Source organism: Microbacterium sp., from assembly GCF_003248605.1.
Classification (GTDB): domain Bacteria; phylum Actinomycetota; class Actinomycetes; order Actinomycetales; family Microbacteriaceae; genus Microbacterium.
The window spans coordinates 1-15,989 of record NZ_QFPF01000059.1 but is presented as its reverse complement, the minus strand read 5'-3'; the positions used below and the strand labels follow the sequence as shown (position 1 = coordinate 15,989).

The 15,989-nt window shown below is 67.4% G+C and carries 16 protein-coding genes, 2 tRNA genes and 1 pseudogene; 8 read left to right on the top strand and 11 right to left on the bottom strand.

Annotated elements, in window-relative coordinates:
• The 4 genes and pseudogenes from DI573_RS09275 to pknB all read left to right on the top strand — a co-directional run.
• Nucleotides 1–578 (top strand): FtsW/RodA/SpoVE family cell cycle protein (locus DI573_RS09275; RefSeq protein ID WP_292813192.1); only part of this gene is annotated, 578 nt, incomplete at its 5' end.
• Nucleotides 575–1,982: pseudogene (locus DI573_RS09270) on the top strand (penicillin-binding transpeptidase domain-containing protein). The gene DI573_RS09275 and the pseudogene DI573_RS09270, both read left to right, overlap by 4 nt.
• Complete coding sequence (locus DI573_RS09265; RefSeq protein WP_292813190.1) at nucleotides 1,979–3,772, top strand: protein kinase; 1,794 nt, start codon at nucleotides 1,979–1,981, stop codon at nucleotides 3,770–3,772. Before DI573_RS09270 ends, DI573_RS09265 begins: the two are co-directional and overlap by 4 nt.
• A 79-nt stretch (nucleotides 3,773–3,851) precedes the next feature.
• The gene (gene pknB / locus DI573_RS09260) at nucleotides 3,852–5,555 is read left to right on the top strand and encodes a Stk1 family PASTA domain-containing Ser/Thr kinase (RefSeq protein ID WP_292813187.1); all 1,704 of its coding nucleotides are present in this window, start codon (nucleotides 3,852–3,854) and stop codon (nucleotides 5,553–5,555) included.
• Nucleotides 5,556–5,573: 18 nt separating this feature from the next.
• On the opposite strand, the gene DI573_RS09255 is transcribed toward pknB, so the two are convergent.
• From DI573_RS09255 to DI573_RS09245, 3 genes are read right to left on the bottom strand one after another with little or no spacing between them, the layout of a single operon-like run.
• Nucleotides 5,574–6,215, bottom strand: a complete 642-nt coding sequence (locus DI573_RS09255) for a gamma-glutamyl-gamma-aminobutyrate hydrolase family protein (RefSeq protein WP_292813184.1) — start codon at nucleotides 6,213–6,215, stop codon at nucleotides 5,574–5,576.
• Entirely contained in the window at nucleotides 6,212–6,367 is a 156-nt protein-coding gene (locus tag DI573_RS09250) for a hypothetical protein (protein ID WP_292813182.1), read from the bottom strand. The genes DI573_RS09255 and DI573_RS09250 overlap by 4 nt, the downstream gene beginning before the upstream one ends.
• Nucleotides 6,367–7,098 carry a class E sortase gene (locus DI573_RS09245; protein WP_292813180.1) on the bottom strand — a complete coding sequence of 244 codons (732 nt, stop codon included), beginning with the start codon at nucleotides 7,096–7,098 and terminating at the stop codon, nucleotides 6,367–6,369. Before DI573_RS09245 ends, DI573_RS09250 begins: the two co-directional genes overlap by 1 nt.
• Nucleotides 7,099–7,295: 197 nt before the next feature.
• Between DI573_RS09245 and DI573_RS09240 the strand changes: the two genes are divergently transcribed.
• The gene (locus DI573_RS09240; RefSeq protein ID WP_292813177.1) at nucleotides 7,296–7,529 is read left to right on the top strand and encodes a cell division protein CrgA; all 234 of its coding nucleotides are present in this window, start codon (nucleotides 7,296–7,298) and stop codon (nucleotides 7,527–7,529) included.
• A 77-nt stretch (nucleotides 7,530–7,606) separates the two neighbouring features.
• Here the strand turns inward: DI573_RS09240 and DI573_RS09235 are convergent, their stop codons facing one another.
• Nucleotides 7,607–8,458 carry a rhomboid family intramembrane serine protease gene (locus DI573_RS09235; protein ID WP_292813174.1) on the bottom strand — a complete coding sequence of 284 codons (852 nt, stop codon included), beginning with the start codon at nucleotides 8,456–8,458 and terminating at the stop codon, nucleotides 7,607–7,609.
• Nucleotides 8,459–8,465: 7 nt separating this feature from the next.
• The gene (locus DI573_RS09230; RefSeq protein ID WP_292813172.1) at nucleotides 8,466–9,023 is read right to left on the bottom strand and encodes a peptidylprolyl isomerase; all 558 of its coding nucleotides are present in this window, start codon (nucleotides 9,021–9,023) and stop codon (nucleotides 8,466–8,468) included.
• Nucleotides 9,024–9,129: 106 nt separating this feature from the next.
• Between DI573_RS09230 and DI573_RS09225 the strand changes: the two genes are divergently transcribed.
• Nucleotides 9,130–9,720: a DNA helicase gene (locus DI573_RS09225; protein WP_292813170.1), complete on the top strand. Its 591-nt coding sequence runs from the start codon at nucleotides 9,130–9,132 to the stop codon at nucleotides 9,718–9,720.
• A complete protein-coding gene (locus tag DI573_RS09220) occupies nucleotides 9,713–10,192 on the top strand; it encodes a YbaK/EbsC family protein (protein ID WP_292813167.1) in 480 nt (159 codons plus the stop codon). Before DI573_RS09225 ends, DI573_RS09220 begins: the two co-directional genes overlap by 8 nt.
• Before the next feature lie 15 nt (nucleotides 10,193–10,207).
• Here DI573_RS09220 and DI573_RS09215 read toward each other — a convergent pair whose 3' ends face one another.
• The 3 genes from DI573_RS09215 to DI573_RS09205 form a co-directional block, all read right to left on the bottom strand.
• Nucleotides 10,208–10,633 (bottom strand): NUDIX hydrolase, encoded by a 426-nt coding sequence (locus tag DI573_RS09215; protein WP_292813165.1) that lies wholly within the window; start codon nucleotides 10,631–10,633, stop codon nucleotides 10,208–10,210.
• A 114-nt stretch (nucleotides 10,634–10,747) separates the two neighbouring features.
• Nucleotides 10,748–10,820, bottom strand: a tRNA-Ala gene (locus DI573_RS09210).
• A gap of 12 nt (nucleotides 10,821–10,832) precedes the next feature.
• Nucleotides 10,833–10,909 (bottom strand) — tRNA-Ile (locus DI573_RS09205).
• Between the two features lie 112 nt (nucleotides 10,910–11,021).
• Here DI573_RS09205 and DI573_RS09200 point away from each other — a divergent pair.
• A complete protein-coding gene (locus tag DI573_RS09200; protein ID WP_292813162.1) occupies nucleotides 11,022–11,750 on the top strand; it encodes a VIT family protein in 729 nt (242 codons plus the stop codon).
• A gap of 9 nt (nucleotides 11,751–11,759) precedes the next feature.
• Here the strand turns inward: DI573_RS09200 and DI573_RS09195 are convergent, their stop codons facing one another.
• From DI573_RS09195 to DI573_RS09185, 3 genes are all read right to left on the bottom strand, one after another.
• Nucleotides 11,760–12,164, bottom strand: a complete 405-nt coding sequence (locus DI573_RS09195) for a DUF3566 domain-containing protein (protein ID WP_292813160.1) — start codon at nucleotides 12,162–12,164, stop codon at nucleotides 11,760–11,762.
• Nucleotides 12,161–14,740 (bottom strand): DNA gyrase subunit A, encoded by a 2,580-nt coding sequence (gyrA, locus tag DI573_RS09190; RefSeq protein ID WP_292813157.1) that lies wholly within the window; start codon nucleotides 14,738–14,740, stop codon nucleotides 12,161–12,163. Before gyrA ends, DI573_RS09195 begins: the two co-directional genes overlap by 4 nt.
• A 115-nt stretch (nucleotides 14,741–14,855) precedes the next feature.
• Nucleotides 14,856–15,989, bottom strand: a 1,134-nt coding sequence (locus DI573_RS09185; protein WP_292813155.1) for a toprim domain-containing protein, incomplete at its 5' end; no start/stop codon positions are given.

The window sequence follows — 15,989 nt, the reverse complement described above, 5'->3', positions numbered from 1 at the left end:
AGACCAGCTGGGTGCTCATCGGCGTGACCCTCGCCGCCTCCGGGGCCTTCCTCGCCTCGCGTGTGCTGCCCTACGTCGGCGGGCGCTTCGCCAACTGGCTGAACGCCTTCGACCCCGAGATCATCGAGCGCTCCGGCGGCAGCTATCAGCTGGTGCAGGGCATCTTCGGGCTCGCTCACGGCGGGCTGATCGGCACCGGTCTCGGCCAGGGCCGGCCGTACATCACGCCGCTGTCGCAGAGCGACTACATCCTCCCGAGCCTCGGCGAAGAGCTCGGCCTCGTCGGCGTCTTCGCGATCCTGTGCCTGTACATGGTCTTCGTCAGCCGCGGCATCCGCATCGGGCTCGCCGGTCAGGACGACTTCGGCAAGCTCCTCGCCACAGGCTTCGCCTTCACGATCGGTCTGCAGGTGTTCATCATGGTCGGTGGCGTCACCCGGCTCATCCCCCTCACCGGCCTGACCACACCCTTCCTGGCAGCGGGCGGATCCTCGCTCGTCGCGAACTGGATCATCGTCGCCCTCCTGCTGCGTCTGTCCGACGCGGTGCGCTCCCGTCCGCGGGTGGTGATCGGATGAACCGCGAACTCCGCCGGCTCTCGATCGTGCTGCTGGGTCGACACGCTCGCCGACAACCCGAACAACACCCGGGCGCTCTATGACAGCTATCAAGTCCAGCGCGGGGCGATCATCGCGGGTGGTGCGGCGATCGCGTACTCCGTTCCCTCCGACGACGTCTACTCCTTCCAGCGCGTGTACAACGACGGCGACATGTGGGCGCCGGTGACGGGCTACATCAATCCGATGCTCGGGTCGGCGACGGCACTGGAGAGCGCGATGAACCAGGAGCTCTCCGGCACGGCCGGCTCGCAGTTCCTGCAGCGTGTCGAGCAGATCATCACGGGTCAGAAGCCGCAGGGCTCCAACGTCGTCCTCTCGCTCGATCCGCAGGTGCAGCGCGCGGCATACGAGGCCCTCGGCGACCTCGAGGGAGCTGTCATCGCGATCGAGCCCGACACCGGCCGCGTGCTCGCCATGGTCACGAGCCCGAGCTACGACACCAATCAGCTCGCGGTGCACAACGCCGAGCAGGTCGCGGCGACCTACGACGCGCTCGAGTCCGATGATCTGGATCCGCTCTCGAACCGAGCGATCGCGGGGGATCTCAACCCGCCCGGATCGACGTTCAAGCTCGTCGTCGCCTCGGCCGCCATCTCTTCGGGCGAGTACACGCCCGAGTCCACGTTCGACAATCCCGCGCAGTGGCAGCTGCCGGGGTCCTCCGACTTCATCAGCAACGCCGGCGGCGGCACCTGCGGACCGGGTGAGACCGTGTCCCTCGCAACCGCCCTCGCACTGTCGTGCAACATCCCGATGGCGCAGCTCGCCGTCGAGCTCGGCGACAACGCCATCCGCGAGGAGGCCGAGAAGTACGGCTTCAATTCCGCGTTCGAGATGCCGCTGGTCTCCACCCCCTCGACGTATCCCCGCGCTCTCGACGACGCCGAGACGGCGCTCAGCGGCTTCGGCCAGGGCGACGTTCGGGCGACGCCCCTGCAGATGGCGATGGTCTCGGCGGGCATCGCCAACGACGGCCTCGTGATGAACCCCCGCATGGTCGACCGCGTGATCGCGCCCGACCTGTCGGTGCAGCAGCAGTTCGAGGACACCGAGTTCCAGCGCGCTCTGAACGAGGAGGATGCCGCGACGATGGCCGAGATGATGGTGGCGAATGTCCGGGATGGCATCGCGTCGGGTGCAAGAATAGACGGCGTCGAGGTGGCCGGGAAGACCGGTACGGCGGAGAACGGACCGACCGCCCCCTACACCCTGTGGTTCACGGGCTACGCGCCCGCGGACGATCCGCAGGTCGCGGTCGCGGTCGTGATCGAGAACGGCGGCGGATTGGGTCAGGGGGGGCAGTCCAACCGGATCGCTGCCCCGATCGGCAAGGCGGTCATGGAGGCGGTGCTGAACAGATGAGGCCGACGCAGGGAGTGTCCTTCGGCGGACGGTACGAGCTGATCTCGCGCATCGCCATCGGCGGCATGGGCGAGGTCTGGGAGGCGACCGATCATGTGATCGGGCGCACCGTCGCCATCAAGATCCTCAAAGACGAATACATGGGCGATCCCGGGTTCCTCGAGCGCTTCCGTGCCGAGGCCCGGCATGCCGCGCTCGTCAACCACGAGGGCATCGCGAGCGTCTTCGACTACGGCGAGGAGAACGGCAGCGCCTTCCTCGTCATGGAACTCGTGCCCGGCGAGGCCCTCTCCACCATCCTCGAGCGCGACGGGTCCCTGAGCGCCGACAAGACCCTGGATGTCGTGGCCCAGACATCCGCGGCTCTCCAGGCCGCGCACGCGGCAGGTCTCGTGCACCGCGACATCAAGCCGGGCAACCTGCTCATCACGCCCGACGGCCGGGTGAAGATCACCGACTTCGGCATCGCGCGCATCGCGGACCAGGTTCCGCTGACCGCGACCGGGCAGGTCATGGGCACGGTGCAGTATCTCTCGCCCGAGCAGGCGTCCGGGCACCCGGCATCTCCGGCCACCGACATCTACTCGCTCGGCATCGTCGCCTACGAGTCTCTCGCGGGCAAGCGCCCGTTCACGGGCGAGTCGCAGGTCGCGATCGCGATGGCGCAGATCAACGAGCAGCCGCCGCCGCTGCCGCCCACGGTCGCCCAGCCGGTGCAGAACCTGGTGATGGCCATGATCGCCAAGAAGCCCGACGAGCGCCCGGCCTCGGCGGCCGCGGTCGCGCGCGCCGCGACGGCGCTGCGACGCGGGGACGTGACGGCCGCCGCGGCCGCCGTGCCGGCCGTCGCCGGTGCCGCGTTCCTCGGCGACGATGCGACGCAGCTGCTCTCCCCGGCCCCGGCCGGCGACGATGCGACCCGCCTGCTGACGTCGGCGGCGCCCGCCGGGGCAGCCGTCGCGGGCACAACCGAGACCGACGCCCAGACCCGCAAGCGCAGCCCGTGGACGTGGCCGCTCGTCGCCCTCATCGTGATGCTCGTACTCGTGCTCGGCGGCGCCGTCTGGGCACTCCTTGCCAACCAGGGGTCGGGCGGCGACCCGAGCGGGTCGCCCACCAGTTCGGCACCGTCACCCTCTCAGTCGACGACCTCGAACACGCCGACACCGACGACGGTCGACGTCGACGCCCTCGGCCTTGAGGGGATGGAGTGCGAAGCCGCCCGTCAGCTGGTCACCGAGAGCGGTCTGAACGCCTCGTGCGTCGACGGCAACTCGGCATCCACCGATGACGAGGTCGGCCGGGTCTACGACGTCAATCCGTCCGGTCCGCGGGTGCCCGAAGGCTCGACGATCACGCTCACCCGCTACGCCTCGATGACCGCGATGCCCGAGCCCGGCGCCGCCACGATCGGCGATGGCAGCGGAACGGTCGAGGCCGAGTCGACCGTGCAGATCAACTGGTCGGGTTACAGCTGTCCGGCCGGCACCGGTTCGGTCGCGTCGTACGACCTCACCGCGACGAACGGGCTGTTCTCGAACGGACAGTCCACGATCGCCGCGGGTCCGACCGAGCGTCCCATCCCCCTCACGGTGGGCAACACCGCCGGTCAGTCGGTCATCGTCAGCTACACCGTGACGTGCACGGGTGGCCAGGGCGGCGATCGCACCTCCGGCTCCTCACCTCAGACACAGGCCACCATCGAGGCGGCGAGCAACGGCAACAGCGACGGCTCCAACGGCAACAGCAACGGCAACGAGTCCAGCGGCGACGCGAGCGACGAGGAGTGAGCGGTCGCCCCTTCCTCTCGGAGAGTGCCCCGGCTCGTAGGCTAGGCTTTCACCCGTTCCACGCGCCGAGGAGTATCACGTGACGACCGAGCCACGCGTGCTGTCCGGTCGCTACCGGGTCGACGATCTGATCGGGCGCGGCGGCATGGCCAGCGTCTATCGCGGCTACGACCTGACCCTCGGTCGGCCCGTCGCGATCAAGATCCTCTCCCGCGATCTCGCCGGCGATTCCTCCTTCCGCACGCGGTTCCGCCTCGAGGCGCAGGCCGCCTCGAGGATGGCGAACCCGACGATCGTGCGTGTGTACGACGCGGGGGAGGATGCCGAGACGGATGCCTCCGGTGCGACCCACCCGGTTCCGTACATCATCATGGAGCTCGTCCACGGCTCTCTTCTGAAGGACATCATCGCCGCGGGCCCCGTGCCGGTCGACGACGCCGCGCGCTACGTCGACGGCATCCTCGAGGCCCTCGAGTACTCGCACCGCGCCGGGGTCGTGCACCGCGACATCAAGCCCGGCAACGTCATGGTGACCCCCTCCGGGCAGGTCAAAGTCATGGACTTCGGTATCGCCCGAGCCGTGTCCGACTCCTCCTCGACGGTCGCCGACACGACGGCGATCCTCGGCACGGCCGCGTACTTCTCTCCCGAACAGGCCAAGGGCGAGTCGGTCGATGCCCGCGCCGATCTCTATTCGACGGGAGTCGTACTCTACGAACTCCTGACCGGCCGGCCGCCCTTCCGGGGCGAGTCACCCGTCGCGGTGGCCTACCAGCACGTCAGCGAGACTCCCGAGACACCCTCCGAACTCGTGCCGACGATCTCGCGCGGTCTCGACGCGGTCGTCCTCCGCGCGCTGGCCAAAGATCCGTTCCAGCGTTTCCAGACCGCCGGCGAGTTCCGTGAGGCGCTCGATGCAGCCACCGACGGTCGCGCGCCGACCAAACGCCAGGTGGGCGCCCTCGCGACCGAGCTCTACGGGCCGAACCCCCGGCAGGCGGCCGAGACCGCGCGCTCGCTGCGGCAGCTCAGCACCGACGCCACGATGACCCGGACTCAGAGCGGACCGCCCGCGGCGTGGATCTGGACCGGTGTCGCCGTCCTCGCCGTCGTCATCATCTCGCTCTTCTTCTGGATCGTGACGATCCAGCCGAGCTCCGACACGCCGACCAGTGCACGTCTCGTTCCCAATGTGGCGGGCATGAGCGTCGACGAGGCCGAGGAGGAGCTCACCGCGGTGGAGCTCAACGCCGTCCCGCGCAACGAGGCCAGCGACGCGGTGCCCGAGGGCTCCGTCATCCGCACGGTGCCCGAGGCCGGCGTGAGCGTGAACATCGGCCAGGACGTCACGCTCTACGTCTCCACGGGCGCGGACACCGTCGACATCCCCCCGCTCACCGGCTTGAACGAGGTCGATGCGCGGGCGGCGATCGAGTCCGCGGGGCTCACGGTCGGGCAGATCACGTCGCGCAGCGTCGCCAACCTCGCGGCGGGCACGGTCATCTCGGCCAATCCCACCGAGGGCACCGAGGTCATCCGCGGATCGACGGTCGACCTCGTGACCGCAACGGGGCGCGTCGTCATCATCAACTACGTCGGCTTCACCCTCCAGGCCGCCACGGACGCACTGCAAGGACCGGATGTCGGCCTGACGGTCGAGCCCATCGAAGATCCCGGCTGCGTCGCGACCGACCCTCCCACCGTCACGCAGCAGTCGATCCCGCCGGGTGAAGCGCCCGTCGGAGAGACGATCTCGCTGACCTACTGCACCGGCACGGGCTGACGCGAGCGCCGGGTCCGATCACTCCGGTCCGACGAGGGGATGCCGTCCCTCGGCCGCCGCGACCGCGCCCGACATGCCGGCGGCCTCGAGCCAGTTCGCGAGCAGTCGATGTCCACCATCGGTGAGCACGCTCTCGGGGTGGAACTGGACGCCCCACTGCGGGAGGGTGCGGTGCGCCAGAGCCATGATGACGCCCCCCTCCGTCCGCGCGGTGGCCACCAGGTCCGGGGACAGGTTCTCGTCGCGCACGGCGAGGGAGTGATATCTGGTCGCCGTCAGCGGTGACGGCAGACCGTCGAAGATGCCGTCGCTCTCATGCCGCACCAGGGATGTCTTGCCGTGCATCAGCTCGGCTGCCGTGTCGACCTCGCCGCCGTATGCTTCGGCGATCGCCTGATGTCCGAGGCAGACACCGAGCAGCGGCATCCGGCGCGCGGCCGCGGCGTGCACGAGGTCGATCGAGGCTCCGGCATCCCGTGGCGCGCCCGGGCCCGGTGAGATCAGCACCGCATCGACGTCCACCAGGAGGGCGTCGAGGTCGTTCGTGTCGAGGTCGCGGCTCCGGTGCACGATGACCTCTGCCCCCAGCTGGGCCAGGTAGTCGCAGAGCGTGTGCACGAAGCTGTCGTCGTTGTCGGCGACGAGAACGCGGAAGCTCACTCGACCGTGACCTCTTCGGGGGTGAGCCAGAGTCCCACCACGGGGAAGACGTAGAAGAAGAGCGCGTACACGACCGCCGCGGCCGCCAGGAGCAGAATGAGCAGACGCAGCCACCACGGCCCGGGGAGCACACGCCAGAGCGCACCGTACATCAAGACACCTGCTCGGTCAGCTCGGCGGGCGCGCCGGCAGCGCGCGGCGTGAAGGAGTCGAACACGCTGTAGCCGATGATGCGCTCCATGATCGTGTGCTTGGGCGAACAGCTCGTCATCGTGAGGTAGCGCTCACCCGTACCCGCGACGGTGTCCTGCGGCACCGCGTTGAGCACCTCCACAGCGCTCGGCCGCACGTACTCGAGCGTACGGAACCGGTAGGTGTACCAGCCGTCCTGTGTCTCGATGATGATCGCATCGCCCACATGGAGTTCGGCGATCCGATAGAACGGAGCCCCTCCGTAGCCGGTGCGGTGCGCGGCGACGGCGAAGTTGCCCACCTCGCCGGGCATCTGGGTGCCGGGATAGTGGCCGATCCCGATCGTGTCGAGGGTGCGCGCGCGGGAGACTCCACCGCCGATGCGCACCTGATAGTCGGGTCCGAAGCGCGGGATGTACATGATGCCGAACTCCTGCCCGTCGCCGGGCTCGGCGGCGACCACGGGCTCGATCGGCGCAGCCTCCGCGGGAGCCTCGGTGGGCTCCGCAGAAGGATCGGCCGACGCAGTGGGCTCGGCGGGAGGATCGGTCGCCTGGGCGCTCCACTCTTCGGCCAGCGACTGCGCCTCGGCGGTGTTACGCGCGGCGCCGATCATATCGCCGATCCACAGCTGCCACACGACAAAGAGCATGACCACGACGCCCGCGGTGACGAGGAGCTCACCGAACACCCCGACCACGCTCACCCTGCGTCGCGCCGGCCTCGTCGTGACCCGTCGTCGCGCATCTGCCCGCGTCGACGGAGCCGCGCGCGGTTCATCGCCTGTGGGCGCATCTCCGGACACGCGCGGCCTCCCCCCGACGTCGACACTGCTTCCGCGATCCTAAAGCACGGGGCTGAGCGGAGCCCGCGACTACAATGAACCGCATGGCACGCTCTGACGACGTCGAACCCGAAGCTCCGCGTCGCGACGCCGAAGCACCCAACCCCGTCTGGTTCAAGCCGATCATGTTCGGCTTCATGCTGCTCGGTCTGGTCTGGGTCTTGGTGTTCTACCTCAGCAACGGCAACCTTCCCATCCCCGGCATCGCCGCGTGGAATCTCGCCATCGGCTTCGGGATCGCCCTGATCGGCTTCCTGATGACCACACGCTGGCGCTGATCCCGGCAATCCCTCTGCGCAGAGTTACACGCGTGTAATTCTCCACACCTGTGGATAACTCTGTGCAGAACCTGCGCTCAGAGGAGCACGGGGATCGCACACAGGGCGATGAGCACAACGGCAACGGCGACGAGCAGCAGATTCTGCGGCATGCGCTGATCGAGTCGGCGCGTGCGGGCGAAGATCAGACCGACGAGCGCACCGACGGCGAGCCCACCCAGATGTGCCTGCCACGCGACGTAGAAGCCGGGGATCGGCAGCAGTCCGATCACCAGGTTGATGCCGACGATGATCAGGATGCCGCGCACATTCGCACCGATGTGACGCCCGATCACCAGCAGCGCCCCGAGGAGCCCGAAGACCGCACCGGATGCCCCGACCACCGTTGTCCCGGGTGCGATCAGCGTCATCGCCACCGAGCCGCCGAATGCGCTGAGGACGTACAGGACGAGGTAGCGGACGTGTCCGAGGAGTGGCTCGAGGCTCCGGCCGATCCACCACACCGCCAGCATGTTCAATCCGAGGTGCAGAAACCCGTTGTGCACGAGCGCGGTCGTCAGCACGCGCCACGGCTGGAAGGGAGCGCCGGTCGACGGATCGATGAACACGCTGTTGAATGCGAGATAGTTCGCGATGGGGACACCGGGAACCACCGCGATGAGCGAGACGACCGCCGTCACGCCCAGGATCCAGAAGGTGACGAGGGGACGGGAATCGAGCGCGCGCACCGATGCCTGCGCACGACGCACACGCGGCGGGGTCGCCTGACGCTGCTCCTTCATGCACTCGGGGCAGATGACGCCGACCGCGGCCTGCGTCTGGCACTCGGGGCAGATGGTGCGCAGGCATCGCTGACACAGCACGTAGCTGCGCCGATCGGGGTGGCGGTAGCAGTAGTCGTCGGTGTTGCGCGGTGCGTCGGCGCTCACAGCGGGATCAGAGACGGGTGATGTCGACCGATTCGATCACGACGGGCTCGATCGGGCGGTCACCCGCAGCGGTCGGAACCTTCGCGATCGCATCCACGACGACACGTGATGCGTCATCGGCGACCTCACCGAAGATCGTGTGCTTTCCCTGCAGCCAGGGGGTGGGATCCGTGGTGATGAAGAACTGCGAGCCGTTCGTGCCCTCGGCCTGCCCGGTGATCGCATTGCGACGCAGACCGGCGTTCGCCATCGCGAGGATGTACGGGGCGGCGAAGTTCAGCTCCGGGGTGATCTCGTCGTTGAACGTGTAACCGGGACCGCCCACGCCCTGGCCGATCGGGTCGCCGCCCTGGATCATGAAGCCCGGGATGATGCGGTGGAAGATGACGTCCTTATAGAGGGCGCCCTCGCCCGGCTGACCGGTCGCGGGATGAGTCCACGATCCACTGCCGTCCGAGAGCCCGATGAAGTTCTCGACCGTGCGGGGAGCGTGGTCGCCATAGAGGTTGACGACGATGTCGCCGTGGTTCGTGTGCAGGGTCGCGACGGCGGTGTGATGCGGCATTCCGCCATTCTCGCATAGGAGTTTGTCGCGAAACCCGGCCTGGCCCCGCCCCCGTGGCAAGATAAGAAGCGACGCACCGTCGTCCACCAGCGATCAAGGAGGCCCCATGAGCCTGAGCCGGAAGCGCAAGAAGGAACTCCGCAAACTGCAGGAGACCGCAGGAAAGCTGTGGGAGTCGCAGCAGGTGCTGGTCGGTGAGGCCGCGGGCATCGCCCGCGAGGCCAGCCGTCAGCTCGGCAACTACTCGCGCGAGCAGGTCGTCCCTGCCGTGCAGTCCACCTATCAGGACCGGGTGGTGCCGACCGTCGATCGAGGCGTGCAGTTCGGCAAGCATGTCGTCGGCGACAAGGTCGTGCCCGCGGTGGGCTCGGTCGTCGGGTCCGCCCTCTCCGTGTGGGACGCCGCCAACGACACCCGTTCGCGCATCGCCGCCGGTCGCGGCTTCGCGCTTCCCGACGCTAAGTCGGTGAGCAAGAAGGCCGACGCTTACAGCAAGAAGGCCACCAAGGCGCTCTCCAAGCGCCTTGCGGCCTTCGAGCCGGCGCCGCAGAAGTCGGGCATCGGCGTCGGAGGCGTCATCGCCATCGTGCTCGGTGTCGTCGCGGCCGCGGGTGTGCTCTACGCCGCGTGGCAGACGCTGCGCGCAGACGACGAGCTCTGGGTCGCCGACGACCCGCTCCGCTCTCCCGATGAGTGAGGCGGATGCCGCGACCGCGCGTGTGCGCGGCGCGGCATCCGCCCTGGGTCTCGACATCGAGATCCGTGAACGTCCCGGGGCATCGAGCCTCGAAGAGGCGGCGCGGATGTTGGGACTCACCCCCCGCGAAATCGTGAAGACCCTCGTGGTCAAGCGCAGCGACGACACCTACCTGTTCGCCCTCGTGCCGGGCGACCGCCAGATCTCCTGGCCGAAACTGCGGGCCGCCGTCGGCGTCAACAAGCTCCGCCTGCCCGAACCAGAGCGAGCCCTCGAGGCGACCGGTTACGAACGGGGAACCATCGTGCCCCTCGGCAGCACCGTCGATTGGCCCGTGTATGCCGACGAGAACATCTCGGGTCGTATCGCGATGGGGGCGGGGGCCCACGGATACAGTCTCTTCGTCGAGGCCGACGCACTGCTCGAGGCGCTGGGCGCCACGATAACCGACATCACGCAGCCCGTAGGCTGACGGCATCCACCGGTCTCAGAGCAGGCCCGCCATGCGCAGGGCGATGTCGACGAGTTTTACCCGCTGCAGACCGCGCACGCTCGGCAGGGCAAACCACTGGGCCTTGTCGGTCGATCCATCGACCTCGTCGCGCAGGCGACCACCCGTGACGCGGGCGCGATAGACGATCCGTAGCGTGTGCAGCGGCTCCCGCGCATCGACCTGCAGCCGACGCCCGGGCGGGATCACCCGCGAGTGGATGCCGAGCAGATCGCCGACGTGGATGCGATAGCCGGTCTCCTCCCGCACCTCTCTGCGCACGGCGTCGACGGGATCCTCACCGGCCTCGAGACCACCGCCCGGCATCGTCCACGCCCCGCGTCGACCCTCGTTCCAGTGCGCGAGCAGCACACGATCGTCGGGATCGACGACCACCGCGTATGCCGCAACTCGCATGTCCATGAATGCAACCCTAACGAGGCCCGACAGAATCGGTGCGGGCCGCGGGTCACGATTGCGACAACCGCCGGCGGAGAGCTGAGCCACCGGAAGGTCGGTCGGGGATTCATCCGGATGTGGAGCCTAGGAGATTCGAACTCCTGACATCCTGCTTGCAAAGCAGGCGCTCTACCAACTGAGCTAAGGCCCCGCGGGAGGGAAGTGGTGGGGCTACCAGGACTTGAACCTGGGACCTCTTCATTATCAGTGAAGCGCTCTAACCGCCTGAGCTATAGCCCCGCAACCTCCAAGACTTTACCCGACGCGCGCGGTTTTCTCGAATCGACACCGAAGACGCATTGTTCCGGCTCCGCCGCCCACGACCAGCGCCGCGGAAGTATTGAATGAGCGCATGAGCGAGGATGAAACGGCGCAGCACACCGGGAGCGAGCCCCACAGCAGCAATATCGGCCGGAGGCTCAACTGGCTGCGGGCGGGAGTGCTGGGCGCCAACGACGGCATCGTGTCGGTCGCTTCGCTGGTCGTCGGCGTGGCCGGCGTGACGACGGACAGTGCGGCTCTGCTGACCGCCGGTGTCGCGGGACTCGTGGGCGGCGCGATTTCGATGGCGCTGGGGGAGTACGTCTCGGTGAGCAGCCAACGCGACAGCGAGCGCGCACTCATCGCGAAGGAGCGCCGCGAGCTGCGTGAGATGCCGGAGGCCGAGCTGGCCGAACTCGCCGAACTCTATCGCCGGCGGGGACTCTCCGAAAAGACGGCCCGGCAGGTGGCGACAGAGCTGACCGCGCACGATGCACTCGCCGCCCATCTCGAGGTGGAGCTCCGGATCGATCAGGAGGACCTGGTCAGCCCGTGGCAGGCGGCGCTGTCATCTGCCGTCGCCTTCACCATCGGCGCGCTGCTGCCCCTGCTGGCCATTCTGCTGCCGCCCGCCGACTGGCGGGTTCCCACGACGTTCGTCGCCGTGCTGATCGCGCTTTCCCTGACCGGAACGGTCGCCGCTCAGCTGGGTGGCAGCTCCCGGGTGCGTTCTGCGGTGCGCCTTGTCATCGGCGGGGCGCTGGCCCTCACCGCGACGTGGCTGATCGGCACCCTCTTGGGTACGGCCGGTGTCGTGTGAGGATCAGGATCAGTTCGACGTGAAACCGACGAGCAGCCCGCCGGTGATCTTGACCGCGAGGTTGTAGATCCCCGCGACGACCGCCCCGAGCACCGTGATCACGATGAGGTTGAGGATCGCCACGACCGCGGCGAACGCCATGACCTGGGGCAGACCCACGAACTGCGTGATCGAAACACCGTTCTCGGAGAACGACTGGAAGAACTCGTCGAAGCGGGCGATGAGCCCTGTGGTCTGGACCACGACGAACACGAGGAAGTACGACACCACCGTCACGATCGCCACCGCGATCGCGGCGAGGAAGGACAGCTTCACCGCGGACCAGAAGTCGATGTAGACCAGGCGCAGCCGCACCTGTTTGGCACCGGTCTGGCGACTGGACTTCTTGGCCAGCTTGTCGGCAACAGTACTCATGCGTCAGAACTCTCGTCGGGGGAAGTGGACGTGTCGGCCGGCGCGCTTTCGGTGCTCTCGCTCGCGGGCGCGGGCGCGGGCTCCGCTGCGTCGATGCCCCGCTCGCCGTTGCGAGCGATGGCGATGATCCGATCGTCGTCGTCGGGACGGGCGAACACGACACCCATGGTGTTGCGACCCTTGGAGGGCACCTCGGCCACGGAGGAGCGTACCACCTTGCCGCTGGCAAGAACCACCAAGACCTCGTCGTCCTCCGAGACGATCAATCCGCCCGCCAGCTCGCCCCGTTCATCGTTCAGCTTGGCCACCTTGATGCCCAGTCCGCCTCGCGACTGTCCTCGGTATTCGGTGATCGAGGTGCGCTTGGCGTACCCGCCTCCGGTGACGACGAAGACATGTCCGCCCTCTCCGTCGCGCGCCACGCTCGCCGAAAGCAGGCTGTCCGAGTCGCGGAAGGACATGCCCTTGACCCCGGCGGTGGATCGTCCCATGGGCCGGAGTGCATCATCGTCCGCGGTGAATCGCAGCGACATGCCGTGCCGGGAGATCAGCAGGATGTCGTCATCGGGCTCGACGAGAAGCGCAGACACGAGTTCGTCGCCCTCGCGCAGACTGATCGCGATGATGCCGCCCTGACGGTTGGTGTCGTACTCGGTCAGGCGTGTCTTCTTCACCAGGCCACCGCGGGTGGCGAGCGTCAGGTACGTCGCCGCCTTGTAGTCGCGGATGTCGAGGACCTGGGCGATCTCTTCACCCGGCTGCAGGGCGAGCAGGTTCGCCACATGCTGTCCCTTGGCATCGCGCCCGGCCTCGGGAAGCTCATACGCCTTGGCCCGGTAGACACGGCCCTTCGTCGTGAAGAACAGCAGCCAGTGGTGCGTCGTGGTGACGAAGAAGTGCTCGACGACGTCGTCGGCGCGCAGCTGCGCACCCTTGACCCCCTTGCCGCCGCGGTGCTGCGAGCGATAGTTGTCGCTGCGCGTGCGCTTGATGTAACCCTCGCGCGTAACGGTGACCACCATCTCCTCTTCGGGGATGAGATCTTCCATCGACATGTCGCCGTCGAATCCGAGGAGGATCTCGGTGCGTCGGTCGTCGCCGAACTTCGCGACGATCTCGGTGAGCTCCTCGCGCACGATCGTGCGCTGACGCTCGGGGCTGGCCAGGATGTCGCGGAAGTCCGCGATCTGGGTCTCGAGCTTCTCGGCCTCGTCGATGATCTGCTGACGCTCGAGCGCGGCAAGGCGACGCAGCTGCAGTTCGAGGATCGCCTTCGCCTGAAGGTCGTCGATGTCGAGCAGCGACTTGAGGCCCTCGCGAGCGTCATCGGCGGACGCGGATGCACGGATCAAGGCGATGACCTCGTCGAGCGCATCAAGCGCCTTGAGGTATCCGCGCAGGATGTGCATGCGCTCTTCGGCCTTGCGCAGTCGGTACGTGGTCCGACGGACGATGACCTCGATCTGGTGAGCGATCCACAGCGAGACGAATCCGTCGAGCGCGAGGGTACGGGGAACGCCGTCGACGATCGCGAGCATGTTCGCGCCGAAGTTCTCCTGAAGCTGCGTGTGCTTGTACAGGTTGTTCAGCACGACCTTGGGCACGGCATCCCGTTTCAGCACGATGACCAGGCGCTGACCGGTGCGTCCGGAGGTCTCGTCGCGGATGTCGGCGATACCGGTGATCTTGCCGTCGCGGGCGAGATCGCGGATCTTGATGGCGACGTTGTCGGGATTGACCTGGTACGGCAGCTCGGTGATGACCAAGCACGTGCGGCCCTGGATCTCTTCGACGTTGACCACCGCGCGCATCGTGATCGAACCGCGCCCGGTGCGGTACGCCTCCTGGATGCCTCGCGTGCCGAGGATCTGGGCGGCCGTCGGAAAATCGGGTCCCTTGATGCGCTGCATCAGACCCTCGAGCAGCTCCTCGTGGGTCGCATCCGTGCGATCGAGGGCCCACAGCACACCGTCGGCGACCTCGCGCAGATTGTGCGGCGGGATGTTGGTGGCCATACCGACCGCGATACCGACCGAGCCGTTCACCAGCAGGTTCGGGAACCGCGCCGGAAGCACCGTCGGCTCCTGCGTGCGCCCGTCGTAGTTGTCCTCGAAGTCGACGGTCTCTTCTTCGATGTCGCGCACCATCTCGAGTGCGAGCGGCGCCATCTTGGTCTCGGTGTAGCGGGGCGCCGCCGCGCCCTGGTTGCCGGGCGATCCGAAGTTGCCCTGGCCGAGGGCCAGCGGATACCGCAGCGACCAGGGCTGGACGAGACGGACGAGCGCGTCGTAGATCGGCGCATCACCGTGGGGGTGATACTGACCCATGACCTCGCCCACCACACGGGCGCACTTGCTGAAGGCCCGGTCAGGACGGAATCCTCCGTCGTACATGCCGTACACGACACGACGGTGGACAGGCTTGAGTCCATCGCGCACATCGGGGAGCGCGCGTCCCACGATGACGCTCATCGCGTAGTCGAGATAGCTGCGCTGCATCTCCGACTGCAGGTCGACCTGGTCGATCCTGCCGTGGTCGTGCTCGGGGGTCAGGTCGGGTCGGGTCTCGTCAGTCATTGGTGTTCTCTCGTCTGGGCTGAGTTCGTTTCGTCTCGTCGCTGCGCTTCTCGCTCAACGACCGGAGGCTCTCGGTCGTTGCGCGAGCGAAGCGAGACGAAACGCATTGCAACGGTCAGATATCAAGGAAGCGGACGTCTTTGGCGTTGCGCTGGATGAAGTGTCGGCGGGATTCGACGTCCTCGCCCATGAGGGTCGAGAAGATCTCGTCGGCTGCCGCCGCGTCGTCGATCGTGACCTGGAGCAGCGTGCGCTCCTCGGGGTTCATCGTGGTGTCCCAGAGCTCTTTGTCGTTCATCTCGCCGAGACCCTTGTAGCGCTGGATGCCGTTGTCCTTCGGGATGCGCTTGCCGGCGGCCTGACCGGCCACGAGCAGTGCGTCGCGTTCACGGTCGCTGTAGACGTACTCGTGATCGGCGTTCGACCACTTCAGGCGGAAGAGGGGAGGCTGGGCCAGATAGACGAATCCTGCCTCGATGAGACCGCGCATGTAGCGGAAGAGCAGTGTCAGCAGCAGCGTCGTGATGTGCTGGCCGTCGACGTCGGCGTCGGCCATGAGCACGATCTTGTGATATCTCGCCTTGGAGATGTCGAAGTCCTCGCCGATACCGGTGCCGAAAGCCTGGATCATCGCCTGGATCTCGTTGTTGCCGAGCGCGCGGTCCAGCCGCGCCCGCTCGACGTTGAGGATCTTGCCGCGCAGCGCGAGGATCGCCTGCGTGTGCGGGTCGCGGCCCTGCACCGCCGAACCGCCGGCCGAGTCACCCTCGACGAGGAAGATCTCGCTGATCGAGGGATCCTTACTGGTGCAGTCCTTGAGCTTGTCGGGCATCGACGCGGATTCGAAGACGCTCTTGCGTCGCGCGGTCTCGCGGGCCTTGCGAGCCGCAAGACGAGCCGTCGCGGCATCGATCGCCTTGCGGATGATGTTCTTGGCCTGCGCCGGGTTGCGGTCGAACCAGTCACCGAGCTGATCGCCGACGACCTTCTGCACGAAGGCCTTGGCCTCGGTGTTGCCCAGCTTGGTCTTCGTCTGCCCTTCGAACTGGGGTTCGGAGAGCTTGACCGAGATGACGGCCGTCAACCCCTCCCGCACATCGTCGCCCGAGAGGTTCTCGTCCTTGTCTTTGAGAAGGTTGTTCGCACGCGCGTACTTGTTCACGAGCGTGGTCAGCGCCGCGCGGAATCCCTCCTCGTGCGTGCCGCCCTCGTGGGTGTTGATCGTGTTCGCGTAGGTGAAGACGTTCTC

Excerpts from the sequence above, each read along its gene's own strand:
- DI573_RS09240 (WP_292813177.1), top strand. The coding sequence starts at position 7,296 with ATGGCACGCTCTGACGACGTCGAACCCGAAGCTCCGCGTCGCGACGCC.
- DI573_RS09230 (WP_292813172.1), bottom strand. The coding sequence starts at position 9,023 with ATGCCGCATCACACCGCCGTCGCGACCCTGCACACGAACCACGGCGAC.
- DI573_RS09225 (WP_292813170.1), top strand. The coding sequence starts at position 9,130 with ATGAGCCTGAGCCGGAAGCGCAAGAAGGAACTCCGCAAACTGCAGGAG.
- DI573_RS09265 (WP_292813190.1), top strand. The coding sequence starts at position 1,979 with ATGAGGCCGACGCAGGGAGTGTCCTTCGGCGGACGGTACGAGCTGATC.
- DI573_RS09195 (WP_292813160.1), bottom strand. The coding sequence starts at position 12,164 with ATGAGTACTGTTGCCGACAAGCTGGCCAAGAAGTCCAGTCGCCAGACC.
- DI573_RS09250 (WP_292813182.1), bottom strand. The coding sequence starts at position 6,367 with ATGTACGGTGCGCTCTGGCGTGTGCTCCCCGGGCCGTGGTGGCTGCGT.
- DI573_RS09220 (WP_292813167.1), top strand. The coding sequence starts at position 9,713 with ATGAGTGAGGCGGATGCCGCGACCGCGCGTGTGCGCGGCGCGGCATCC.
- DI573_RS09215 (WP_292813165.1), bottom strand. The coding sequence starts at position 10,633 with ATGGACATGCGAGTTGCGGCATACGCGGTGGTCGTCGATCCCGACGAT.
- DI573_RS09200 (WP_292813162.1), top strand. The coding sequence starts at position 11,022 with ATGAGCGAGGATGAAACGGCGCAGCACACCGGGAGCGAGCCCCACAGC.
- gyrA (WP_292813157.1), bottom strand. The coding sequence starts at position 14,740 with ATGACTGACGAGACCCGACCCGACCTGACCCCCGAGCACGACCACGGC.